At 58.0% G+C, this 23,427-nt stretch carries 19 protein-coding genes and 1 pseudogene; 9 read left to right on the plus strand and 11 right to left on the minus strand.

The annotated features are described in order from the left end of the window. Positions 1-228: 228 nt before the first annotated feature. Positions 229-1,422: an MFS transporter gene (locus BLW50_RS28735; RefSeq protein ID WP_090710257.1), complete on the minus strand. Its 1,194-nt coding sequence runs from the start codon at positions 1,420-1,422 to the stop codon at positions 229-231. A gap of 28 nt (positions 1,423-1,450) precedes the next feature. Continuing rightward, positions 1,451-1,795: an I78 family peptidase inhibitor gene (locus BLW50_RS31295; protein WP_348272890.1), complete on the minus strand. Its 345-nt coding sequence runs from the start codon at positions 1,793-1,795 to the stop codon at positions 1,451-1,453. Between the two features lie 391 nt (positions 1,796-2,186). Between BLW50_RS31295 and BLW50_RS28745 the strand changes: the two genes are divergently transcribed. The 3 genes from BLW50_RS28745 to BLW50_RS28755 all read left to right on the plus strand — a co-directional run bounded on the left by BLW50_RS28745 (position 2,187) and on the right by BLW50_RS28755 (position 6,000). Beyond that, on the plus strand, positions 2,187-3,734 hold the full coding sequence (locus BLW50_RS28745) for a cytochrome P450 family protein (RefSeq protein WP_090710258.1): 1,548 nt from the start codon (positions 2,187-2,189) through the stop codon (positions 3,732-3,734). Between the two features lie 617 nt (positions 3,735-4,351). Continuing rightward, positions 4,352-4,702 carry a helix-turn-helix domain-containing protein gene (locus BLW50_RS28750; RefSeq protein ID WP_090710259.1) on the plus strand — a complete coding sequence of 117 codons (351 nt, stop codon included), beginning with the start codon at positions 4,352-4,354 and terminating at the stop codon, positions 4,700-4,702. Beyond that, positions 4,699-6,000, plus strand: a complete 1,302-nt coding sequence (locus BLW50_RS28755; protein ID WP_090710262.1) for a type II toxin-antitoxin system HipA family toxin — start codon at positions 4,699-4,701, stop codon at positions 5,998-6,000. The genes BLW50_RS28750 and BLW50_RS28755 overlap by 4 nt, the downstream gene beginning before the upstream one ends. Before the next feature lie 98 nt (positions 6,001-6,098). On the opposite strand, the pseudogene BLW50_RS31195 reads toward BLW50_RS28755, so the two are convergent. Beyond that, positions 6,099-6,648, minus strand: a pseudogene (locus BLW50_RS31195) (IS30 family transposase); the annotation flags it as partial. 159 nt (positions 6,649-6,807) lie between these two features. On the opposite strand from BLW50_RS31195, the gene BLW50_RS28765 reads away from it, so the two are divergent. The 6 genes from BLW50_RS28765 to BLW50_RS28790 all read left to right on the plus strand — a co-directional run bounded on the left by BLW50_RS28765 (position 6,808) and on the right by BLW50_RS28790 (position 14,484). Continuing rightward, on the plus strand, positions 6,808-8,061 hold the full coding sequence (locus BLW50_RS28765; protein WP_090710264.1) for a M24 family metallopeptidase: 1,254 nt from the start codon (positions 6,808-6,810) through the stop codon (positions 8,059-8,061). A 92-nt stretch (positions 8,062-8,153) separates the two neighbouring features. Further along, positions 8,154-9,200, plus strand: a complete 1,047-nt coding sequence (locus BLW50_RS28770; RefSeq protein ID WP_090710266.1) for a type 2 periplasmic-binding domain-containing protein — start codon at positions 8,154-8,156, stop codon at positions 9,198-9,200. Between the two features lie 182 nt (positions 9,201-9,382). Then, complete coding sequence (locus tag BLW50_RS28775; RefSeq protein WP_244544536.1) at positions 9,383-11,005, plus strand: ABC transporter permease; 1,623 nt, start codon at positions 9,383-9,385, stop codon at positions 11,003-11,005. A 3-nt stretch (positions 11,006-11,008) separates the two neighbouring features. Further along, positions 11,009-12,079, plus strand: coding sequence for an ABC transporter ATP-binding protein (locus BLW50_RS28780; protein WP_090710270.1), 1,071 nt, complete (start codon positions 11,009-11,011; stop codon positions 12,077-12,079). A gap of 131 nt (positions 12,080-12,210) precedes the next feature. Further along, positions 12,211-13,647, plus strand: a complete 1,437-nt coding sequence (locus BLW50_RS28785) for a porin (protein ID WP_170850439.1) — start codon at positions 12,211-12,213, stop codon at positions 13,645-13,647. Between the two features lie 111 nt (positions 13,648-13,758). Then, a complete protein-coding gene (locus BLW50_RS28790) occupies positions 13,759-14,484 on the plus strand; it encodes a GntR family transcriptional regulator (protein WP_090710274.1) in 726 nt (241 codons plus the stop codon). Between the two features lie 21 nt (positions 14,485-14,505). On the opposite strand, the gene BLW50_RS28795 is transcribed toward BLW50_RS28790, so the two are convergent. From BLW50_RS28795 to BLW50_RS28830, 8 genes are all read right to left on the minus strand, one after another. Then, complete coding sequence (locus tag BLW50_RS28795) at positions 14,506-14,817, minus strand: hypothetical protein (RefSeq protein WP_090710276.1); 312 nt, start codon at positions 14,815-14,817, stop codon at positions 14,506-14,508. A gap of 151 nt (positions 14,818-14,968) precedes the next feature. Further along, positions 14,969-16,546, minus strand: a complete 1,578-nt coding sequence (locus BLW50_RS28800) for an aldehyde dehydrogenase (NADP(+)) (protein ID WP_090710278.1) — start codon at positions 16,544-16,546, stop codon at positions 14,969-14,971. A gap of 51 nt (positions 16,547-16,597) precedes the next feature. Then, positions 16,598-17,608 carry a Bug family tripartite tricarboxylate transporter substrate binding protein gene (locus BLW50_RS28805; protein ID WP_090710280.1) on the minus strand — a complete coding sequence of 337 codons (1,011 nt, stop codon included), beginning with the start codon at positions 17,606-17,608 and terminating at the stop codon, positions 16,598-16,600. Positions 17,609-17,657: 49 nt separating this feature from the next. After that, positions 17,658-18,551, minus strand: a complete 894-nt coding sequence (locus tag BLW50_RS28810) for a substrate-binding domain-containing protein (RefSeq protein WP_090710282.1) — start codon at positions 18,549-18,551, stop codon at positions 17,658-17,660. 11 nt (positions 18,552-18,562) lie between these two features. Beyond that, on the minus strand, positions 18,563-20,110 hold the full coding sequence (locus tag BLW50_RS28815; RefSeq protein WP_090710285.1) for an acetolactate synthase large subunit: 1,548 nt from the start codon (positions 20,108-20,110) through the stop codon (positions 18,563-18,565). After that, positions 20,110-20,970 (minus strand): HpcH/HpaI aldolase family protein, encoded by an 861-nt coding sequence (locus BLW50_RS28820; RefSeq protein WP_090710287.1) that lies wholly within the window; start codon positions 20,968-20,970, stop codon positions 20,110-20,112. The genes BLW50_RS28815 and BLW50_RS28820 overlap by 1 nt, the downstream gene beginning before the upstream one ends. A gap of 97 nt (positions 20,971-21,067) precedes the next feature. Continuing rightward, complete coding sequence (locus BLW50_RS28825) at positions 21,068-22,048, minus strand: DODA-type extradiol aromatic ring-opening family dioxygenase (RefSeq protein ID WP_090710290.1); 981 nt, start codon at positions 22,046-22,048, stop codon at positions 21,068-21,070. A gap of 42 nt (positions 22,049-22,090) precedes the next feature. Then, complete coding sequence (locus tag BLW50_RS28830) at positions 22,091-23,395, minus strand: MFS transporter (protein ID WP_090710292.1); 1,305 nt, start codon at positions 23,393-23,395, stop codon at positions 22,091-22,093. Positions 23,396-23,427 lie beyond the last annotated feature (32 nt).

Consider the following 23,427-nt stretch of genomic DNA (forward strand, 5'->3'; position numbering starts at 1 on the left):
TTCGCACATAATATATTGTTTTAAATCAACTTTTACCGAAGCGCGTGAATCTTTGAGTAAGAAACCTCAGACTGCTTATCCCTGGGAAAGACCACCGTAAATCGAAGCCCCTGGTTCTGACGCAGCAACACGCCCCCGATTACGATCTGCAAGACGCGGCAATTGAAGCCCATGCACGAGCCTTGATAGACGGAGCTATCGCGACAACCTGAATATCTATGGTCAATCTTATTCTGGAACAACGTGCTGCGCTTGGGGAGCGACAACAGAAAACGGAGCCTCTGCGCTCGACTCCACCGGTCCCGAAAAGGCTCTAATAAGAGCGCCGATTCCGAACAGAATTGCCACACCTGCGGTGAAATATAGAACGCCGTTCAAATCCAGATAGCTCTTAATCCAGGCGCCGGTCAGCGGGCCAACAATCGAGCCAATTCCACTAACGAAGATCAGTTTCTCACTAATTGATACAACTCGTTTGCCAGCCATATGATCCATGGTGTGAGACACACACACGGGATACAAGGTCGACATAAATCCGCCAAAGGCTGCTGTAACAGGCAACACCAAGTTTAATTTGCGCGGGAGGAAAACGAGGGTCACAGCTGCTAATGCGAGGCATAGTGCTAATCCTCCCAGAAGAAGGCGACGATCCATGCGGTCCGATACCCGCCCGACAGGGATTTGAAAAGCCAACCCTCCAAGAACCGCACTCAGCATCACCACGCCAATCGTTTCTTGAGGCACATTATTGGCGAGCATCCAGCTTGGAATCACTGCATAAAAAGTTGCGCTGATAAGGCCAGCTGTAGCTGCTCCCAGAACACCAATAGGTGCCGCCCGCAGAATCTCACCGTATGAAATAGGCGTTTCTCTATCTAATATCGGTGGCTCGGCCCTAGTCATACTAACGATGACTAGGGCCGCGACGAACAAAAGAACGATGATATTGAAAGAGTCACCGCCATTTAGTGGTAATCGTCCCACCAGCAATTGACCGAAAGCGAGAGCAAGAAATGTTCCTATCATATAGATAGAGAACACTCTTCCACGCAAAGCAGGGCTCGCTTTCGCATTAAGCCAGCTTTCTGTGGTCACGAATAAGCCAACGCAACCAAAGCCGATAGCAGCTCGCAAGATCACCCAGGCGTAAGGGTGTACAAAAAGAGCCATTCCAACGGTGCCACCGATAGCGATTCCGCCAAACGCGGCGTAACCACGAATGTGTCCTATCCTTCGTATGACGCTGCCACAAGAAACGGAACCGATCGCAAAACCGACGAAGAATGCGCTTAGAATAACGCCTTCGAGCGCGGCGCTGAATTCTTCGATGCCCAGCCGAAGCGCTATGAATGTTGTAAAGAAGCCATTACCCAGCTGAACAAGGCTTGTGGCAAAGATGAGCGCTGCGACCTGCGTATACAATCGCGACTCCTATCAGCTATCTCCCCGCTTAACCGCAGTAGGCTCGGACAATCCGTCCTGTCCGGGGGCTGGTTTCTATCGTCACCCGTTCACGTCGAAAATCCATCGTCACAGGGGCGCCCGGCCTGATCTGACGCACAATCGAAGCGCCTGTGAGACGCTTCGCCCGCCTATCACTCATGCGATGTCTGCCAATGAGCGTTTGAGCTACATCCTGCCGACAGAAGCCGACGAGGCTTTGAGGAGCAGCGATCACGGGAGCATTCTGTCCGGCTGCCAAGGCCAGCGCCACAAGTACCATGCCTGTTCTGCCGTTCCATGTCATGTTGAACATCCTGCGATTAGCGAACCACGGTCGTGCACTATTCTCCATACCTTCTCGATGCGGTTCAAGAGAAAGCTTTGATTTCTGGCTTCGGACAACAGTACGATCGGCGCTTCGCTAGATACGAGCATGAGGCGATGTCTTAAGACAGTTAGTAGAAGGTCGTCGCTCTGATACCGCTTTGCAGCCTGGAAGGGGACGGCCGAGCATTTGATCCAGCCTTGATCTTGCACCGGGACTCGAGCCCGATTCTCGCAACAGCATTGCAAACTTCTTGTACGCGGACCGATCTCTGCGTTGCTCTATGCAATACGTCCCATCCTATTGCGTCCAGTCCCATTTTTATCGTCTCAAGGCAAAATGCATGCGCCCTAGATTTAAATCCACGCATAGGAGCGCTAGTCTTTTGTCCAGCATTCTTTAGAGAGGGTTTTGCAGCATGAAAAGGCGCTCTTTTCTAACTGGTAGCGCGGTTGCTGTTTCCGGACTGTCTGTGAAGTCCGCATTCTCACAATCAACCTCTACCGAACGTACACCGCTAACGATCACCGAGCTCGAAGCTTCGGCGGCGCAACTCCGAGCTAGATTCTCTCAGACCTTCGATCCAACCTATGTCGAAAACGCGATCCTTCCCTTCTTCCTCGTCAGTGTCTACCAGGGGGAGAAGCCGATGCTGCCGATGATCGACAAAGCGCTGAGCAAAGAAAATGCTCTTCCTACATATTTATGGGGGCTGATCAGCAAGAGTTGGCGGCCCGCCCCCGAAACAGGCGTAACCGTCTTCCTTCAAGGGTTGGAAAAACGCGGTCCTGATAATCGTCGCAAACGCATCTACATGAGCGCTCTGACACCCGATCTTTATAAGGAAATGTACAGCGATAAAGTCACCGCGTTCTTTGAAAATCTCATGTCGAAAGCGAACGCTGGCAAGCCATTGATGCGCCAGTATCTGGACACGTTCTGGGACATGTATTGGGACTTGCATCTCGGAGTCAAAGGCGATGCGATACCGTCCCAGGTGCGTCAGATCGGTAAAAGCTTCAACACGGTTCTTGCCTATCTGGATCCGACACACCGCACTGTGTATGAGAACTACATGGTTGTTCGGGACAATCTAGATTTTTTGAAATCATGGATCGAAGAGCGGCTTGCTGACCTTGAAACCGGTAAGACGTCCGATCCACGTAAGACATTCGCATGGTATTGGCTCAAGAACAGCGAAGGTGACGAAAACTTCGCTCACAGGGACGTAGTTTTCGAATGCTTTCACAACTTCGTCGCCTTCAGCCAGTGGGGCAACTCGCTCTATAATGTGATGCTAAGGCTCGGTGCGACCACAGGTGATTCAGACACGCGGGAATCGTTTGCGAAGACCATGGAAGGCCGTTTCGATAGCTCCGGTGGATCATCGTTTACCCCACTTGAGCGCTTCGTCATGGAGCTTTTCCGCATTATCTCACCCAATAGCGGCAGTATCTCGTCGTTGCAGGAAACATCTCCACCTGCGTTTGAACGGTCTGGCTACATCATCAGCCCTCACACATCTACCAGCTTTGACCCAGTTCACTGGAAGAATCCGAAAGAGTTCGATCCGTCGCGCTATGAGCGCGTGGTCACAAGTGCACAGGTCGATGAAAAGCATATTGAACGGATCGGTATGGCCAGCTGTCCTTTTGAAAAAGTCGGCTTCGATGTAAAGGACGGCCGAAAGGTATCAATGCAAAATAGCACTTTCGGAACCGTCTTTGGTGTTGCCGATGGCAAGCCTCTTCCTGTGTGCGATTACGCGGGCTTCGCCTCTTTTGGCTTCGGCTACAGACGTTGTCCTGGTGAGCAGCTAACCATAAACGCATTCGAGGACTTCCTTCGAACCGTATGGAAGAACAAGATCGACTTCGTGAAACTGAACGTGGCCGACGCAGAGGTTCTACCTATTGGTCCAATGACCGTTATTCGTGACGATCTCGGCTTCACGAGACGTTCTTGACAGCGATTTCACACTGATCGTCTCTGACACGAGCTCATACCTGTCACCCGTTCTGGCGTGCTAGAAGTGAAGACACTTTGGTGGGGGGAAGCGACAATTGCAAACGTTCGCTACAATGTCGGTGTGTCGCAAAAGAAAAGTGAAATACTCGCATCACCGGTGGCGAAAAATGAGCTTCGGATCGTCGGCGGTATCTATGATCTCGCAACAGGAAAAGTGACACTCGTCTAGCGCGGCGAAGCAGGCAGGACGCCCAGTGACAATCTATTAATTTCTGAAGCGAGGCATCACGATCGGAGTGCCTTCAGAGTCTGCCCCCCGACCGCTGAATTGGCATTCATAGTTGTAGGTGAATGCCGTATCGGCGACTGAGGCATGAGCCCTCCGGCCAGATGCCCTTAGCCAAAGCGATCTGGCAAGCGATGATGGACCGGGATGACCCGATGCGTGCTTCAGACCCATCATAATTCGTCAAAAATGGCGAAATATATCGATTTTGTAGATTTTATCGTCAAAAATGGCGGGAAATCCTGAAAGCACAAGAACGAGCATATTTTTCGACAATATCGACGAATTATATCTAGAAATGATAAATAAATCGCCATATAAGACGAGTTATGAAGATCACACTAACGATGCCCGAGACGACGGTGCTCGCCGAGCTAGGTGAGCGCGCCCAGAGATATCGTGTCGATATGAATCTAACTCAGGCCGAACTCGCGAAGAAAGCAGGGGTGTCGCAGCGTACGATCGAGCGTTTCGAGGGCGGCAGCTCAGTTCAACTCGAGACGCTACTGCGCATTCTGCGCACGCTGCAGTTGTCCGCTAATCTCGATCAACTTGTACCCGAAGCGAACATCCGGCCAATCCAACTTGCGAGCTCCAAGACTGAGGTCCGTCATCGCTCAAACAAACGCCGCAACACAAGTCCCAAGGGGGCCGGCTGGGTCTGGGGTGACAAGAAGTGACCACGTCTGAGGCCTACCTTTGGGGCACGCGCATCGGCGCGGTAACGCTTCCCGCAGGCGAACGCTTTGCCAGCTTTGAATACGATCCCGATTTTCAGCGCAGCGGCATCGAACTCTCGCCACTAACGATGCCCCTGGGAGGACAGGTTTATCGCTTCCCGACGTTGGCCCTCGAAAGCTTCCACGGGCTACCAGGGCTACTCGCCGACGCGCTTCCAGACAAATACGGAAATGCGCTGATCGACGCTTGGCTTGCGACACAGGGGCGGACCGGTACGGACTTCAACGCCATCGAGCGGCTCTGTTATACAGGCGCACGCGGCATGGGCGCGCTCGAGTTCGTGCCCGCGCAAGGGCCGACCTCAACCACCGCTGAGAAGATCAAAATCGAGGAGCTGGTCAAACTCGCCTCCGAAGTGCTCGCTCACCGATCCGAGCTACAGATTACCTTCGCTGGAACCAATAGGGCCGAAGCGCTGCGCGAGATTCTGCGCGTCGGCACCTCGGCAGGCGGCGCACGCGCCAAGGCGATTATCGCCTGGAATCCCCACACCAACCAGGTGCGCTCCGGTCAAGTCGTCGCTCCGGCCGGCTTTGAATATTGGCTGATGAAGTTCGACGGGGTCGCCAACAACAAGGACCACGACCTCGCCGATCCATTGGGCTACAGCGCGATCGAATATGCCTATTCGGAGCTGGCGGCCGCAGCAGGCGTAGAGATGGCCGAGTGCCGGCTGTTCGAAGAGGGCCCTCGACGCCATTTCATGACTAAGCGCTTCGATCGGCTCGCCGATGGTGGCAAACTCCACATGCAGTCGCTAGCTGCGCTTTCACATCTCGACTTCAATCAGCCGCGCGCCAATGCTTATGAACAGGCCTTTACTGCGATCCGCGAGCTAGGGCTAGGGCAAGACGCACTCACTCAGCAATTCCGCCGTGCGATCTTCAACATCATCGCTCGCAACCAGGATGATCATGTCAAGAACATCGCATTCCTGATGGACCGTACCGGCCAATGGCGACTCGCTCCAGCTTTCGATATCTCTTGGGCGTATAATCCAAACGGCGCCTGGACCAATCAGCACCAGATGTCGCTTGGCGGCAAACGAGATCTCTTCACGCTTGATGACCTCGTCGCCGGCGGCGCGGCGGCTGGCCTATCCGAGCGATCAGTAAAGAAAGTAGTCCACGAAGTGACCGATGCAGTGGCGCAGTGGCGCCGGATCGCTGAAAAGATCGGAGTGCGTCCCTCCTTCGTTGATGACATCGAGAAAACCCTGCGGCTAGACTACGTCTAGCATCATACTGCGGTCTGATTGGGAGTCGTTGGCAACTTGTGGGTTTTTGCCGAGGCGCGACCGTCAGCTTCTACAGCGTAGTCGCCCCATCGGTTGGCGGCTAATAGCTTTTGCCGGAACACTTCAGATGTTTTGAAGCCGCGGGATTTGCGCGGTGTCAAGTTGAGGTCGGCATCTCTGGAAAGCCATTTTCGCGCGCGCCGGTTCGTATTTCAGGCCGTTCCTTTCTGCCATGGTGCCTGCGGATCGCAGAACTGCGTTTGCACATCAAGACCAGCTTGCAGCTAAGGCCTATCCGTGAACTCGGGACCCGGTCAAAGGTGATCGATCGACGGGCAGCCTGGGGAAAGGGACTGAACACATTGATCAGCCGTCCATGCTCGACGGTGATTGACGGTCATTGTTGCTGAGGAAGACGGTGAAGAGCGACCCACCCGCTCAGCCAGCGCTGTCAAGTTTGCCTTGCCCAATTTCTGGCGAAACTGGATCAGGTCACATTCCCAGTGGCCGAGTTGCTCGCGCACGAACGACATCTGGACGGTGCGATATGCTCAATTCTGGGCTGAATCTGCGACCATATCGACGCCGAGCGTGGCGCGGGCGACGCCGGGCATGTCGATCCGCTCGCATGAACTTCCCCATACGCAATCCGAGCCTAACCGCAACAGGGCGTTTTTTGGGTCATCCCTAGACAAGACGCTCCCAGACCAAGCTGTATAAACATTTCACATAAGGCAATTTTTGCCTTATTGACATCTTACTATATCTATGAGATTCAAAATTAACATCTTATAGGGATGAGGCCTGATGAACGTTATTGTTTCCAACGACCGCGCTCTCGAACTGGAGAAGGAGCGGGAATACCGCTGGTCGCGCACACGCGCTTTCATGGAGAAGCGTGGTCTCGATGCACTTTTGATCTTCGGTTCAGACCGCAGCGACCGATACGATGCCGGCCAGTACCTGACCTATGATCGGCGCTATCAGCAGCTCATCTTTCCCCACAAGGGTGATCCGACCATGATCGCTTTTGCCGCGCAGGTCGCGACGCAGAGCATGGTCGAGAAGGAGCGCGGCAACGCTAGCTGGATCAGCGACATCCGCACCGGATACGTGCCCGAACTCGCGCCGCAAATTCTTGCTGAGAACGGATTGAATAGGGGGCGTCTTGGAGTGATCGGCGCTGGCTGGGGCGGGCCCTTCTTTCGCAATGGCTGGGTACCCAAGCAGCTTTGGGAGTCGGTCGAAGCCGCTTTGCCTGGATGGGAAATGGTGACTGTAACGCAGGATTTCGGAGCGCTGATGGCGGTCCGCAGTCCGTTCGACAGGGAGAATTTGGCGCGCGCCGCGGCCGCTGGGGATGCGGCTATTGAAGCCATGATGGCGGTGGCGCGTCCCGGCGCGACGGAAACGGAAATTTATACGGCCGGCATTACCGAACAGGTGCGGCGCGGCATGCGCGTCACCTGGATGCTCTTTCAAACTGGCTTCGAAAATGCGGCTTGGGGAGAGCCGGCTTGGCTGATCCGGGGCAACCCGGCACGCCGCCTTGAGCGAGACGACATCGTCGGCGGCGAAATCTTCCCTAACTTCGCCGAGCTTAACACGCATGTGAACATGAGTTTCACCATCGGTAAAATTCCCGATCAGACCCGCCGCTGCGCCGAGATCGCGCGCGAAGCCTATGAAATCGGCCTAGCAAAACTGCGCCCGGGCGCGAGCTTCCGCGATATCTATGAGGCGATGGAAGTTCCCACGACCAAAGCTGGCGCCTGGCATCTGACACCACAGATCGCCGCGCTCAATCCCCTTTCTGGCGGCGGCCCTTCCGCTATGGGGATCCGTGAGATGTTACCCGATCTGGCGAAGGCCTATCCGCATGTCGATGGCGGCGAGCTGATGCCGTTCGATTTCGAGATCAAGGAGGGGATGACGTTTTCCCTGCAGACCGACGCTCGTCTCGGCCACTATTGGTCGAATCTTGGCGGTCTCGTGATCGCGGAGGGCAAAGGCGTCAGAGAACTCAACCGAGTTTCGCCGCATATGGGCCGTGTAAGCTAAAGCAATCGCGTTTCGAGAGAAGCGCGACTTTGACCAGAGTCTTTGTTGGCGTGCGCAACGCTATAGCGCAACCGATTCTGCGGGAGGGGCGGATGAGGCACAAAAAACTGTCGTCGATCATCGCTATGTGCTGCGCCGTGAGTTTCGGCGGCGCGGCGCGCGCGCAACAGCTAAAGCTGCCCGAGGGCATTGAGAAGCTGCGGGTGGCGGCCGAGGCCGAGCAGCAGGTCGCGCTGTTTGTCAGTACCGACGCGCGCACCGCCGCCGACGAGGCGAAGATCGAAGAGGCCCTTCGAGCCGACACCGGGGTGAAGCTGGACATCAAACTGGTTAGCGGGCCGCCAGATCCGATCTACCTTCAGCAATTGAGCCGAGAGCTAAAGGCGAAGGTCGCGCCCAGCGTCGATCTGATCGTGACCATCCCCCCCTTGATACGTGGGCTGATCGACATCGATGCAGTTGCGCCGGTGAACTGGCAAGACCTGGGGGCCAAGCCCGAGGACGTCTATCCGGCGTTCTACGCGCTCTTCAGTGCCGAACTGGCCCGGCCTATCATCTACAATACGAAAGTGATCGCTCGGAATGAGGCGCCATCCAGCATCGACGGGCTGCTCGGCGCGAAATGGGCCGGCAAGATTGTCACCGCCAACGTACCCGATCTCTATACACCCTGGGCGATCGTTCTAGGCGAGGACGGCGTCATGAAGCTGATCGATCGCTTCTATGGCGATCTGAAAGTATCTATCGCGCCCGCGCCAACCGCTATACGCACCCGCGTGGAAACAGGAGAATATCCGCTCGGCTTCGGCATTCGCATCGCGCGCCAGCAGAGCATGGCGGGCGCGCCAGTGGCTTATGCGCCCATCCCGACGCCTTTGGTGCCGCGCCTGGCGATCGTGTTGAAGGGGTCGCGCAAACAAAATGCAGCTGCTCTTGTCGGCTGGTGGTTGTCGCAGACCCAGAAGGGGCAGCGGATATCAGCCGATGTGCTCGACTGGCCACGCCATACGACGCCTGGCACCGATCTGCATGACCTAGCGACACAGCCGGGGGGCGTCCGCACGGCTGCGTTCGACTGGTGGAGCAAGGATGCGATCGACATCGGTGGTCGAATCGCAAAAGCTTTGCGCGCCAAATAATGCGTCAAGGCAACACGCGAGGGGGCCCGCCTGCGGCCATGGCGTCGCACGTTGGCGGCCTGAGGGAGAGCCAGATGGCGCACGCCGAGGCTCTAGCGGCTATTCCGGCGCGCCAATCGTCGACCGATTGGCTGGCAGTAGCGGCGACGACACTGACCGTGGTGGCAACAGTCTTGTTGATCGTGCCGACTCTTGTCCTCGTGATCAAAAGCTTCATCTCGGACGCCACGGGCTCGGGCGACCTCAGCAATTACGCAGAGATTTTACAGGCTAGGAAACTGTCGGATGTCTTGATCAACACCGCTGTGCTCGGCTTCGGCAGTCTTGTGGTGATATTCACGATCGCACTTCCGCTGGCGTGGCTGTTCGCGCGCACCAATTTCCGCTGGCGTCGCGCCATTTTGACAGCCGCGACAGCGCAAATCGCCATGCCCGGCTTTCTCGCGACTTTGGGCTATATCTTCATGTTCAACCCGACCAACGGCCTCGTCAATCAAGGCTGGCGCGCTTGGTCGGGGCAACCACACGCGCTGTTCGATATTTACTCCATGGGTTGGATGGTGCTGTTGCAGGGGCTCGCGCTGGTCGGCCCAGCGCTCTATTTTCTTGTGCCGATCTTCAGTTCCATCGACGGCGCGCTCGAAGAAGCGGCCAGTGCTCATGGCATCGGCAAGGGAGCAACATTCTTCCGCATTCTGCTACCAATTTCGCTGCCCGCTCTGTTCAGCAGCAGCATCTTCTTCTTGGTGATCTCGATTGAAACATTCGACTATGCCGGCATGTTGGGCATGCCAGCGCGCATCGATGTAATCGCCACCTGGATCTATCAGTTCACGCAATCGTCCTTCACAGAGCCTGAGTACGGGCTTGCCTCCGCCGTCGGCGTACTCACCGCCATCGTGCTTTTGGCGTTAATGGCCGCCCAAGGATTGGTGTTCAAACGTTCAGCGGAGATCAGCACCCTCGGTGGCCGTGCACGTGCGCCATCAATACGGCTAAGCCCGCAAGCACAAGCCGTGGGCATATTGTTCTTTTTAACCTATGTTCTCGCAGGTCTGGCATTACCACTCTTGACCCTGATCTGGATGGCGCTCTCGCCTGTGCCGCAGTTGTCGGCGGAGACACTTCAACAGCTCTCTTTGGATGCATTTGGACCTTCATTCTGGATGGAATTGCAGAACACCGGTTCCACAACGGTGCTTCTAGCCCTCACAATACCGACCGCTGTCATTGGCCTGACATCCGCCATGGCCTGGACGGCGCGCCGATCGGTGGCGGCGGACCGTGGGATCGAAACCATCGTGGTGGCTAACCTAGCAGTGCCGTCCATCGTCATCGCGGTTGTATTCTCCGTCGGCGCCCTACAGATGCATGCCTACGTGCCGCTTTACGGTACGATCGCGGTTATGATGCTGGCGATCGGCACGCGCTACCTCGCCACCGCCTATCGAATCACCAGAAATTCATTCCGTCAGGTTAGCAAAGAGCTGGATGAGGCGGGGCGGACCTGCGGAGTACCCGCTGGCCGGCTGCTAATCCATGTCATCATCCCGGTGATCAAATATGGCCTCGGCTTCGCCTGGTTCTGGGTGGCCCTGTTGACCTTGCGCGAACTGCCTATCTCCCTCGTGCTCAGCAACTATGAATTACAGACCTTGGCGTCGCGCATCTTCTTCCTGAATAGTTCGGGAGACACGCGCCAGGCCGCAGCGCTGTCGCTCGCACTATTCGCCATCATTTTTGTTTTCCTCGTCGCCTTGCTTGTTTTCATGCGGTCGACCTTTCGTTCTGGGGAGCGGACATAGGACATGACCGCGATTAAATTGAAGCAAGTTTCGAAATCGTTCCAGGGCGGCAAAGGCGCGGCGGTTCTCAACGCGCTCGATCTCGACATCAAGGAAGGCGAAAGCCATGTGTTGCTCGGGCCTTCGGGATGCGGCAAAACCACGACGCTGCGCCTCATCGCCGGGCTCGATATGCCGTCGGACGGAACGATCACGATCGCCGGCGCGACGATGTATTCGGCGCGGGAGCGGACATGGGTACCGTCTGAACAGCGGCCGATCGGCATGGTATTTCAATCCTATGCGCTGTGGCCGAATATGACCGTCGCACAGAATGTGTGTTTCGCTTTAACGTATGGTCGGGCGCGCCTTGGCCATGAAGAGGCCGGTCGACGAGTGCGGGACGTTCTCGCGACCATGCAGATCGAGAGCCTGGCTGATCGGCCGGTCACACAGCTATCCGGCGGACAGCAGCAGCGCGTGGCGCTGGCGCGCGCCATAGCGCAACGGCCGAAAGTGCTCCTGATGGACGAGCCGCTTTCCAATCTCGACCCGCAATTGCGTGCCGACGTGCGCGGCGAGATCCGCGAAATCACCCGGCAACTCGGCGTTACTTCCGTGATTGTCACCCATGATCGTGACGATGCCCTCGCTTTGGCCGATCGCGTTAGTGTCATGTCCGCCGGCCGGATCGTGCAACAGGCGCAACCTTGCGACATGATCCGCGATCCCGCGACATTGTTCGTCGCGCGACTGTTTGGCGAGATCAATGTCCTCGAAGGAAAAGTCGTCTCGGTTTCGCCGGGCCGGCTGCTGATCAAAGCCGATGAAAGCGAGATCAGTGTTGTAAGCCATGCCGAGATCGCGCCGGGATCTGATGTCGTAATCGCCATGCGGCCTAGCCGCCAGCGGCTCGCCGAAGAGGGTTTGTGCGGTGTTGTGATCGAAAGCCACCGGGAAGGCGAACTGGTGCGCAGCCAGGTGCGCGTGGGGCATGCGAAATTCACGTTGTATCATCACGACCCGCCGCTGCGCGCCGGGCAGATCGTGCATGTGGCCTCCGACGATGAGGCCTGGATGATCTACCGCAAGTAAACACCACCGAGATTTCAAAAGGACAGAGTTCTGGCCGTCGATGGCGCTTGGCCAATCGGTATCGCCTTGTCGCGCGCTTTTGCCGATGCCTGTCCGTGAAGCGGTACGCATTTAGGGAAGAGGAGGGCATGATGAAAAAGAGCATGGTAATACTGGGTGCATCGGCGACTTTGTTCGCCGCAGCCGCTGCGCAATCGGCGGATCTACCGTCGCGGAAATCTGCGCCAGTAGAATATGTGCGCGTGTGTGATACTTACGGCGCGGGCTTTTTCTGGATTCCGGGAACCGACACATGCTTAAAGGTCGGCGGCCGCATCATGGTCGATGGCTTCTATGTTCCACCGAAAAATGCCGTGTCCCATCGCTCGACCACCGGTGGCACCGGCACGTTCATAAGCTCGAATGCGGTTGACCAGAACGGCTGGTACGCGCGTGGCATCGTCAGCATGGACGCTCGCACCCAGTCCGCTTGGGGCACGGTACAAACGGTGTTGTCGCTACGCCTGGCCTCGCAATCTGGTCTTGCCAATGCGCCTCTCGGCTATTCCGCAGGCGTATGGGCAGCAGGCAACAACAATGTCGCCCTCGTCCAGGCCGCCTATATTCGGTTCGCCGGCTTCACCGTGGGGCAGGCCGGAACGAACTTTCTGTTCATACCGCCGTATCAGTATTTCTCGATGTTTAATGCCGGCTTTCCCGTCGGCATTCGTCAACTGGCTTACACCGCGACCTTCGGCAATGGATTCTCAGCGACTTTGGCTCTAGAGAACCGCGGAGATCTGATCCTCGCCGCCTTCGCTAACACGCTTGGCGCCAATCCATTCTCGCCTACGGCGGCGGTGGCGGGACCAGTTCCATTACGTTTACCTGTTCTGGTTGGCAATGTTCGTTTCGACCAGTCGTGGGGTTCGGCGATGCTTTCCGGCCTGGTGCTGGAGAACACCGCGACTTTCGCCAATGCGCCGCTCGCAGTGGTCGGCAATGCCGGTCCGCAAATCCGAAAGGTCGGTTGGGCGGTTGGCGGTGGCTTCCGCCTCAATCTACCGATGATCGCCGCTGGTGACCATCTTCAGGTTTGGGCCAACTATGGTGTTGGCGCGAACGAATATCTGTACGGTCTGGGCCTCAATTCCAATTTTGCAGTCAGCTCGAACTTTTTGGGTGGTTTTCTGCGGCTGGATCGCAATCTGACTCTATTCTGCATGAATGCGGCATGCACGGCCGGCGGCGCTGAACAGACCAAAGCGTTCAACGTGACCGGCATTCTGACGCACTATTGGACACCAACCTTGCGTTCAAACTTGACGTTGACCTATGTGCAGGTGACACCAGGCAGCGTGACGCAGAACACAGCCTGGTCCCAGGGTGGCCTATCCAAGGCGCAACTGTGGAATGTTGCCGGGCAACTCATCTGGGCACCACTACCGCAGTTCGAAATCGGCATGGAAGTGGCCTACGCCCGGCTGAAGCAGAGTTTGCCGCTTGAAGTGCCAACGGGCCTTGGCACACTTGCCAGCGTCAGCCCTAACAATTGGGCAGCGCGCGTACGTGTGGAGCGGACGTTCTAAGGAACTGGGACCAAGAGACGGCGGTTCCCGAACCGCCGTCTTTACGAGCCGTTTGAAGCATGTGTAAATCGCACCGAACTGATTTGGCCGCCACAAGGGACAGTGTAGGAAATGAACGACAAGGGGCCGCATGGCGGCTTTCACGGCGGCGAAGGCAAGCTCACTCTGACGGAGCAAGCTTATCGTCAGGCCAAGAAGGATATGATCGAATGTCGTATTCAGCCAGGAGCGACAGTCTCTGCCCAACAGCTCAACGAGAAATATAAGTTCGGCCTTATGCCGATCCGATCCGCCTTGGAGCGGCTGACGGCGGAGCGATGGGTCGAGGCGCTCCCGCAAAGGGGCTATCGGGTCGCTCCGATCACCGTCCGTGACGTCGTCGAGCTTTATGATTTGGCGGAGGAGGTTTCGCCACGTCTGGCGCGGCTGAGCCTCGGCAAGATTGCCGGCATCAAAGATGACCTGTTGCAGCTTAACAACAAATCTCATCCCAACGCACCACCGAGCAATACCGAAGAGGTTATGGATATCATAAGGGCCAGCGACGAGATCGTCTGGCGGATCCGCAATGCCTCCGGCAATCGCTATGCCAGCGAGCTGACACAGAGAATATTTGAGCGTCTAGACAGGATCGTTATCGCCCGCATGCAGGCCTCTACCGTTCCTGTCGACTGCCGCCGCGATTTCGCGCCCCTTATCCATGCGCTGGATCAAAATGATGCCGATGGGGCAGAGAACGCTTCTCTGACTAATCTGCGCCACATGCGCGCTCTGATCCTAAAAGAAATCCTGGAGCTGCCGGAGATCGCGACGTCGGTCCTGTACAAGACGAGCTAAACAGTCGTCAAAGCGCCTTCTTTATTCTCGTTTTAAGCATACAAATTCCGCCCATCCGGGCGATGCAATATGCTTAATTCTGGGCGGAATCTGCGACCATACCGACGTCGAGCATGGCCAACGCCGGGCGCGGGCTTCAGGCAAATAGCACCACAGTTTGACCTCTTGACCATCGGCCGAGTATGCAAAGCGATAGATCGTTTCGTGACAAAGGCGCACGCGGCTGCGGTCATAGGCCAGCCGGCCAGCAATCTGCTCCAGCGACCAACCATGCATGATCCGATCAATGATCGCGGCGCGCAGCTTCTGATGCGAACCAGCTTGCGATATCACGGCGTTCTCTGGCCTTACCGTTCGCCACAACGCCGAAATATCCGGTCAGCTTCGAAATTCCAGATCGTCAAAACTACTGCGCGCTCTCTGAAAATCGTCGAACGGTGGCGTCCGAGCTTCTGGGCAATGACATCAACGGACAAGCCGTATATCAGTGCCCTAGTATAGCCCTTCCATCGCGCAAATGGTCGTGATGAACCACATTGGCATCACGCAGGTCCGGCGGTAACAGCACGTCCGGCATGTCCTGGTAGCAGACCGGGCGGAGGAAGCGCTCGATGGCCAGCGAACCGACGGAGGTCGTGCGGCTATCCGATGTGGCGGGGAAAGGGCCGCCATGCACCATGGCATGTGCCACTTCGACACCGGTTCCAAAGCCATTGACGAGGATGCGGCCGACTTTGCGTTCGAGAAGAGGTAGCAGCTTGCGCGCTTCGTCATGGTCGGCGTCGGCGATATGCAAAGCCGCCGTCAATTGTCCTTCAAGGCTAAGGAGAACGCGCGCGATCTCGGCGCTGTCGCGACAACGGACGATGAGCGATGAAGCGCCAAACACCTCTTCGGCGAGTTTTGCATCGGCGAGGAAAACCTCCGCTGTCGTGGTGAACAGCCCGGCGATGCATTGATACCGTCCGCCTTGTTGTCCGCGCGCAATGGTTCGCACACTGTCGTGCGTGTCAAGGGCGCTCACACCGCTCTCATAGGCCTGATGAATGCCAGGTGTCAGCATCGTTGTCGCGCCCGCACCAGAGATAAGGCGACCGGCCTGTTCGAGAAACATATCGAGCGGCTTGCCATCAAGTGCGATGATGAGGCCGGGATTGGTGCAGAACTGTCCCGCGCCCATGGTGAGCGAGGCGACGAAGGCGGCCGCGATCTTGTCGCTGCGCTCGGCCAAAGCGGCTGGGAAAAGCAGGACGGGGTTGATGGAACTCATCTCGGCATAGACCGGAATGGGTTCAGCGCGGCGCTGCGCGATCGCCATCAGGGCAAGGCCGCCCCGGCGCGAACCGGTGAAGCCCACCGCCGTGATGCGCGGATCGGAAACCAGCGCCTGGCCAATCTCATGGCCGCTGTCGAAGAGCAGTGAGAAGACGCCTTCGGGTAGACCGCCGTCCTTGACGGCTTTCTGGATTGCGCGGCCGACCAGTTCGGATGTGCCGGGATGCGCCGGATGGGCCTTGCAGACGACCGGGCAGCCGGCGGCGAGTGCCGACGCTGTGTCGCCACCGGCGACAGAGAAGGCTAACGGAAAATTTGATGCGCCGAATATGGCCACCGGTCCGAGCGGGATTTTTCGCAGGCGCAGGTCCGACCGTGGCAACGGCTGGCGATCGGGCTGGGCCGGATCGACCCGCAGTTCAAGATAATGGCCATCGCGCACAACCTGAGCGAAGAGGCGCAATTGGCCGACCGTGCGGCCGCGTTCGCCCTCAAGCCGGACGCGAGGCAGACTGGTTTCGGCCATAGCCCGTTCGATCAGCGCGTCGCCAAGGTCGAGAATATTGGTCGCGATCGCCTCAAGGAATGTTGCGCGCTTTTCCCTCGGCAAATTCCGATAGGGATCGAACGCCGCCGCCGCGAGAGCGCAAGCTTCATCCAACTGGCGCAGGCTGGCGCCCGGATAGGGAGGGTCCAGACCTTCGCCGGTCGACGGATTAACGGCGCGCAGCCCGCTTTGCGAGCCCCGCACGCTCTTCGACCCAATCAGCATTTCTCCATTCAGCATGTCCGCATCCTCCCATAGCGTTCCCGCTCAGGATCGCTTGCATCGCATTCGTCACTGTTTGCCGAGACCGGCCTTCTCGATCACGGCACCCCATTTCTTCACATCGGCGATCATGCGGGCACGCATTTCCGCAGGGGTTGATCCTTCCGGATTCAGGCCGATCATACGCGCCTTGGTACGAACGTTCTCATCCCTCAGGGCTTCGTTGATCTTGATGTTGAGGAATTCAAGCACATCGGGCGGTAGGCCGGCCGGCGCCGACAGACCGTTCCAGCTTTGCACCACATATTCCGGATAACCGCTTTCCTTGGCTGTGGGCGTATCGGGCAGATAGTCGGCCCGTTTCTCGCCGCCGATTGCGAGCACGCGCAAGGCCTTGTCCTCAAGCGACCCTGAGAAACTGGCAAAGAAATCGAAGCCGACGTCGATGTCCTTGCGCAATAGCGCATTGACGAGATCGGCGCTGGTCTTGAAGTTGATAACGGCGACGTCGAGACCTTCGAGCTGCGCCAGCAGCAGCGCCGACAGATGTTGCGTGCTGCCTGCCAGCGATGTGCCGAAATTGAGTTTCTTCGGATTCTCCCGGGCTGCCTGGACAAGATCCTTCAAGGTTTTGAAGGGAGAGTGCGCATTGACCGTCACGAGAATGTCGAAGGATGCGACGACGGAGACCTGCGTGAAATCCTCGACGATGTCGTAGGGTTTCTGCTCCACCAAGGAAGCGGCGATGGCCTGGCCGTTGCCCGTCACGCCGAGGATGTATCCGTTGGCCGGGGAATCGAGCACGGAGCGCATGGCGGCGCGCCCGCCCGCGCCTGGGCGATTTTCGATCACGAAGGCCGCGCCGGTCATTTCCTGCAAGCGCTGCGCCAGAAGGCGCATGGTCATGTCGCCGGCACCACCGGCGCCGAACGGCGTTATGATGCGTACCGGCCGGTCGGGAAACTTACTCTGCGCATCCGCAGGCCCGGCGCTGGCCACGAGCAGTAGGCAAGCGCCGAGCGCCAGCGTGCCGATGACTGATCTTGCGAGGCCGTACAGTCGGTTTGCGTTAGATGGCATGGTTTCCTCCTCTCCACGGCCCTTTGCGGGCCTTGTCCTCCCAAAAATCTCACGGCATCAGATTGGCTGTCGTGTCGTCAAAGAGTTCATCGACGCTCAATCGGTGCGGGATGATCTTCTGATCGAGCGACCAGTCGATGGCCAGTTGCAGGCCTTTGCGCAGCGCGTCGAGGCCGAAGGGCGGGAATGGATCGGGCTCGCCACCTTCCGTCAGGGCGCGGCTTTCGACGATCATGCGGAAGATTTCGCGCACCGCTTCTGGATTGTTCTTCGACACATCCTGATGGACCACGAACATGTGGTTCACCGGAACGACATGTTCACGCTTGTACCAATCCTTCGCCGCCTCATGCGGGTCTGGCACCAGGCGCTGAACGCGCGGGTCCTTCGGCATGTCGACGCCAAGCAACGCCGCCGCCAGTTCTCCCTCTAGCATCATGTCGGGAACGGACGACCCTTTCGGTAACCGTTCGCAATGCGGCGGATCGGTATATTCGGCCAGATGCCCGTCGTTCAGCGTGCACCAGGTCACCTTGTCGAGATCGACGCCGTATTCGTGTCGTAAGATGCCGCGGATCCACAATCCCGTCGTCTGCGCATACGTGCGAACACCGACGCGCTTGCCCTCGATATCCTTGGGCTTGAGATCGAACAGCTCCTTGTTGAATCCCGCGCAATGGTGCTGGAAGCGGCCCGAGATCGGCGCTGGCAGAAGCACAAATGGTTTGCCGTAAGCCTTGGCCTGCAGATAGGTAACGATGGCGAGTTCGCCCGCGTCGAAGGCATTCTCCCGCACCATCGCCTTAAAACCGTTATGCGCCGTCTCTGGGCCGCAGAAATCCAGCTTGACAATGTCCGAGGTGACGCGGCCGTCCTTCATCGCTTTGGTCACGGGATAATTAGCGAGATTGGTTTTCAGTGTCGTCACCGCGCAGGTCACCATGTTTTCCTCCCTTAGTGAATTTTGACTTCAATGAGCATCGGGCCGGCCGCCTGGGTCGAGCGCACCATCGCTTGATAGAAATCGCCGGCATCTTCGACACGCACGCCCGGCACGCCCATGCTCTTGGCCATCGCCACCCAGTCGATGGTGGGGCGGTCGATATCGATCATCGCCAAGGCTTGAGGCCCGGGTTGCCCAAAGCCCATGTTGGCGAATTCGCTTTTCAAGATCTGATACGAATTGTTGGCGAAAATGATCGTCGTGACGGGCAAGCTCTCGCGCGCCTGCGTCCACAGCGATTGGATCGTGTACATGGCACTGCCATCGCCGACGAGACAGAAAGTCCGTCGATCGGGACAGGCCAGCGCCGCGCCCGTCGCCACCGGAGTGCCATAACCAATCGAACCGCCCATGTTCTGAATCGTGTCATGCGGCGGAGCGCCCGCCGTTAGGCCCATGGTTTCGCGACCCGTCGTCAGAGACTCATCGACGAGGATGCAGTGCTCGGGCATGGCGGCGGCCAACGCATGGGCGATGCTGACCGGATGCAAGGCGCCTTGCGGGATGCTTTGGCCGTCGCGCGGTTGCGTCAGAGGTTGCACTAGCCGTGCGTCGAGGGCATCGGCAAGCATGTCGAGTCCAGCCATCGAATCCTCGTCCCTCTCGACGAGCACGTGAACCTGACAGTCCGGCGCCTTCAAGAGACTTGGCTTGTCGGGATAGCTGAAGAAGGCGATCGGCTCGCCCGTTTCGACGGTGATGATATGTTTGAACGATTTCAGGAACGCCAATGCCTGGGGCACCGCATAGGGAATGCGCTCCAGCGGTGTCCGGCCCGCCCCGCGCTCAATACGTGCGGAGAAGAATTGGGTCGCCAGACGGCAGCCGGTCTTGACGGCGATGCGACCCGCCAGTTCCAGCGCGCGGCCGCGCATCGCCTTGCCGCCCAGAATGATCAGCGTCGGATCGGCGGATTTTAAAATGCGGGCTGCCTGATCGACGCGCTCCGAGCTAGGAGGGCTCAGCTGCGTCGTCGCACGTTCGGGCCGTTGCGGCATGCCGGCGTCACCCCAGGAGAAATTGCCCGGCAAGATCAGCGTGGCGATCTGGCCAGGTTGCGCGCTGGCTTGAGCAACGGCCGCTGCCGCATCAGCGGCGATAGAGCGGGCTGAATCGGCGCGGCGCACCCAATCGCTAAGCGGACGGGCGAGACCGGCGATGTCGGAGGTCAGCGGCGCATCATACTTGAGATGATGAGTGGCATGTTCGCCGACGATGTTGACGATGCCGGAACCGGCGCGCTTGGCGTTGTGAATGTTGGCAAGGCCGTTGGCGAGGCCGGGTCCCAGGTGCAGCAGGGTCGAAGCTGGCTTGTCGCGCATCCGATACCAGCCGTCGGCCGCGCCCGTGCAAACCCCTTCGAACAGGCAGAGCACGCTTTTCATGCGCGGATTTTCGAGCGCCGCGAGGAAATGCATCTCGGACGTGCCCGGATTGGCGAAACAGACGTCGACCCCTTGGTCAGCGAGCGTGGTGACGAGACTTTCTGCACCGTTCATCAGTAACCTGCCAGTTCCCGGCCTTGGCCGACTACGCCGTAGCTTCGCGAGGGGGCCGACATCAGGAATCGATAGCCTTCAGCAAGCAGTCGTTCGAGATTCTTGGCCGAGACGTGCGGATTGCCAACCGGAACTTTATACTTGTGGCAGGTGGCCGCGATGGCTTTCATGGCATCGATGACCACCGGATGCTCGTATTGGCGCGGATAACCCAGTTCCTGGCTGAGATCGCCTTCGCCGATCAGGCAAAAGCCAATGCCAGGCACGCTGGCCAGCATGTCGTCGAGATTTTGGATTGCCGCCGTGCTCTCGATCATGAGGCCGACGAGAATTTCCCCTTCTGGCGCGAGCGGCCACACATCGGCGCGCGCGTAATATTCCGGTTGAGTGAGGCCCCAATAGCGCGCGGCATTGGCCGGTCCGTCGCCACGCACGCCGCGCGGTTCGTAGAGCGCAGCATTCTTCGGGCGAGCGTACCGGCAGGAGGCCACGGCACTGTAAGCCTGTTCCACCGTGCTGACATGCGGCCAGATCACGCCATAGACGCCGCGGTCCAACACCTGCTTGGCAAAGGACTGGTTCATCTCAACGCCATTGGCCGGGATGCGCGCCAACGGTGTGACTGACGGAGCGACGGAGCCTGACTCGGCAATCGCCTTGCGGTTGAGCATGTATTGCAACGCATCGCCAAGACCGGCGACATCGTAAGGATTATGTTCCATTTCATAGACGACGCCATCATAAGGCGCATCACTCATTTCGGCGGCGGTCTGCTTGTCGAGCTTGGCGAAAGCGGCGAACGCCGGCTTGCCAGCCTCCCAGGCACGGATCACACCATTCAGGCGATTGCTCTTGGACATATTGACCTCTGAAATCACAAGCTAGCGGAGCGCGCGGGCGTTGCCCCCATTAATTCGTCGGGCAGGGCCATTCATTCGGTGTGGCATCCGCGCTCTCTCAAGCCTGCGGCGCCCAATACATGAAGCCCATGCCTTCACCGGTGCCCGCTTCCGTGCGGTAGCAGGGCACATAATCGACAAGGGTCATCTTGGCGCCCGCTTTCTGCAACGACACCATCATAGCGCTGTAAAGTTTGATCTCGGACGTACCAGATTGATAGGATCGATCGTCGACCTCAACCAGTGCGTCGAAATCATAATCGCCGAGATAGCTGATGATCTTGCGGTCAAAGGCTTCGTCGCAGACGAAATGCGACAAACCACCGGACGCAATCACAGCCACGCGCTTGTCGCTGTCCCAGGCTTCGACCGCCTTCAACAACGCCTTGCCAAAGGCGACGCTACGCGCCATCGACGGTTGCGTCGGTGTGTAGAACGTGTTCATCAGAATTGGTACGTGGGGCGGCGGGTTGTCGTTCATCACCTGCCGATAGACGAAGCCGAATGCATGCGGGACGATCGGCTCGCCCTTCATCCAGACATTGCCGGGCCATTTCATCAAATCGGTGATGTCGAAGCCTTGTGCTTCCAGCGATCCGATGAGATGCAGGGCAAGTTCCGGGTGGCAGTGGTGCATCACCGGGTGGTCCGGCGCATAGACCGATCGCTGCGGCGGCCCGTTATGCACCTCTTCGCCAGTATAGATAGCGATCGAAGGCGTCATGTCGACAAAAATCTCTTTCTGATCTTTGCCGAGAATGATAGCGACATCGACATTGGCGGCTTCATAGGCACGGCGCATTTCCGCGATCGCCGCCGTGCAACGTGCCGAGCGTACCTGGCGCTCTTCCAGCGTCAGAAGGCGATCGAACCCTTCAGCCCGGCGCTCGTCGTAAAGTTCGGGATAGGTCCAGGTCCTATTGCGATACCAGAGAGTCGGATTCTTCCGGTCACGCTCCCCATTGCCGAGCCAATCCTCCGCCTTTTGACCGAGCATCCCGCTATGCGGGATGGCCATTCCAAATACGATCTGCGCCATGGCTTCGACTTTCCGTTGTGAATTGAACGTACCGTGAAAAGATTATGCTTTCGCCACGTCCGGCGCCGTCTGAACACGCGGCGCCCATTTCGGCCGCAGCAGTACCGCCGTGTTGACGGCGCCGATGAGCAGGAAAACAAAAATAACCATCATCGGCAGTTCGTAAGTGCCGCTGACATGCAGCAACCATCCCGACAGGCTGGCCGATATACCGCCGGCAAGGCTGGTGGCGAGCTGCTGCACGCCGGTCGCAAGCCCGATCGCCGGCTTGGGGATCAAGGTCAGCTTGCACAACGCCAGATTGTTGGCCGTCGTGAGCCCCAACAGCGTCAGCGACAGCACGTTCCAGAACAGCGCCATTTGCAGCGTCGGGGCAAAAGCGCCGAACAGAACCGTGCTACCGCCGATGAAGCCGGCGATGATGAAGGTTTTGCGGACGAACACCGCATCACCGCCGCGCTCGATGATCCGGTCGGCCGCCCAACCGGCGATCGTGGCGACGATGGCGATTCCGATGAAGCTGAAGAACGTGTAGAGGCCCGAACTTTGCAGCGAAAGACCACGCTGCTCGACGAGATAGGCCGGCATCCAGGTCATGCAGTAGAAGGTGAAATAGCCGTAACAGAAATTGTTGATCATCGCGCCCCAGATGACCGGGCTTTTCAGGAGCGCGACCAATGTCACCGATGATGCCTTCTTCCGGTTTCCGGCCGCTTCCGCTTTCGACGGCAGATCGTTCCGAGTCACCATGAGCCAAGGGATCAGCCACAACATGCCGGCGATACCCGTGGCCAGGAACATGAGCTTCCATGAGTAATTGTCGATGAGCCACGCGGCGATTGGCGCACCGAGAGCCGGCCCAATTTTACCGCCCGTCGACAGCACGCCGGCGGCGAAGCCCTTATGGCTTTCGCCCATGTTGCTGCCGATCCAGCGGTAGCTTGCGGGGATCACGACGGCCTCAGCCGCGCCGACGAGGAGGCGCATAAAGATCAAGGCGGCCAACGCCGTGACGAGGCCGGTGAGCGCTGTCGCCAGACACCAGATGGCGAAGAACGCCGCATAGGGCCATTTGACGCCATACCGATCGACGATCCAGCCCATCGGCAATTGCATCAAACCGTAGGTCCAGAAGAAGGCTGAGTTCAGCCAGCCACGGTCAACACTGTTGAGCACGAAATAGTCAACAAAGTTCTTGTCGGCGAGCGCCGACGAGAGGCTGGTGCGGTCGACGAAGGAGATGAGGAGACCGAACGTCAGCAGAGTTAGAACGGTCCAGAGGCGACCCGATGGCTCCTGGATGGTCAAGGACGGGGCATGCCCTTCGTTTGAACTCGACACCGCCATGCCTCTTTCCCTTATCGACCGTACATTGCTCG

Source organism: Beijerinckia sp. 28-YEA-48, from assembly GCF_900104955.1.
Taxonomy (GTDB): domain Bacteria; phylum Pseudomonadota; class Alphaproteobacteria; order Rhizobiales; family Beijerinckiaceae; genus Terripilifer.

Coding starts and splice junctions, on each gene's coding strand:
- BLW50_RS31295 (WP_348272890.1), bottom strand. CDS start 1,795: ATGGAGAATAGTGCACGACCGTGGTTCGCTAATCGCAGGATGTTCAAC.
- BLW50_RS28745 (WP_090710258.1), top strand. CDS start 2,187: ATGAAAAGGCGCTCTTTTCTAACTGGTAGCGCGGTTGCTGTTTCCGGA.
- BLW50_RS28750 (WP_090710259.1), top strand. CDS start 4,352: ATGAAGATCACACTAACGATGCCCGAGACGACGGTGCTCGCCGAGCTA.
- BLW50_RS28765 (WP_090710264.1), top strand. CDS start 6,808: ATGAACGTTATTGTTTCCAACGACCGCGCTCTCGAACTGGAGAAGGAG.
- BLW50_RS28770 (WP_090710266.1), top strand. CDS start 8,154: ATGAGGCACAAAAAACTGTCGTCGATCATCGCTATGTGCTGCGCCGTG.
- BLW50_RS28780 (WP_090710270.1), top strand. CDS start 11,009: ATGACCGCGATTAAATTGAAGCAAGTTTCGAAATCGTTCCAGGGCGGC.
- BLW50_RS28785 (WP_170850439.1), top strand. CDS start 12,211: ATGAAAAAGAGCATGGTAATACTGGGTGCATCGGCGACTTTGTTCGCC.
- BLW50_RS28790 (WP_090710274.1), top strand. CDS start 13,759: ATGAACGACAAGGGGCCGCATGGCGGCTTTCACGGCGGCGAAGGCAAG.
- BLW50_RS28800 (WP_090710278.1), bottom strand. CDS start 16,546: ATGCTGAATGGAGAAATGCTGATTGGGTCGAAGAGCGTGCGGGGCTCG.
- BLW50_RS28805 (WP_090710280.1), bottom strand. CDS start 17,608: ATGCCATCTAACGCAAACCGACTGTACGGCCTCGCAAGATCAGTCATC.
- BLW50_RS28810 (WP_090710282.1), bottom strand. CDS start 18,551: ATGGTGACCTGCGCGGTGACGACACTGAAAACCAATCTCGCTAATTAT.
- BLW50_RS28815 (WP_090710285.1), bottom strand. CDS start 20,110: ATGAACGGTGCAGAAAGTCTCGTCACCACGCTCGCTGACCAAGGGGTC.
- BLW50_RS28820 (WP_090710287.1), bottom strand. CDS start 20,970: ATGTCCAAGAGCAATCGCCTGAATGGTGTGATCCGTGCCTGGGAGGCT.
- BLW50_RS28825 (WP_090710290.1), bottom strand. CDS start 22,048: ATGGCGCAGATCGTATTTGGAATGGCCATCCCGCATAGCGGGATGCTC.
- BLW50_RS28830 (WP_090710292.1), bottom strand. CDS start 23,395: ATGGCGGTGTCGAGTTCAAACGAAGGGCATGCCCCGTCCTTGACCATC.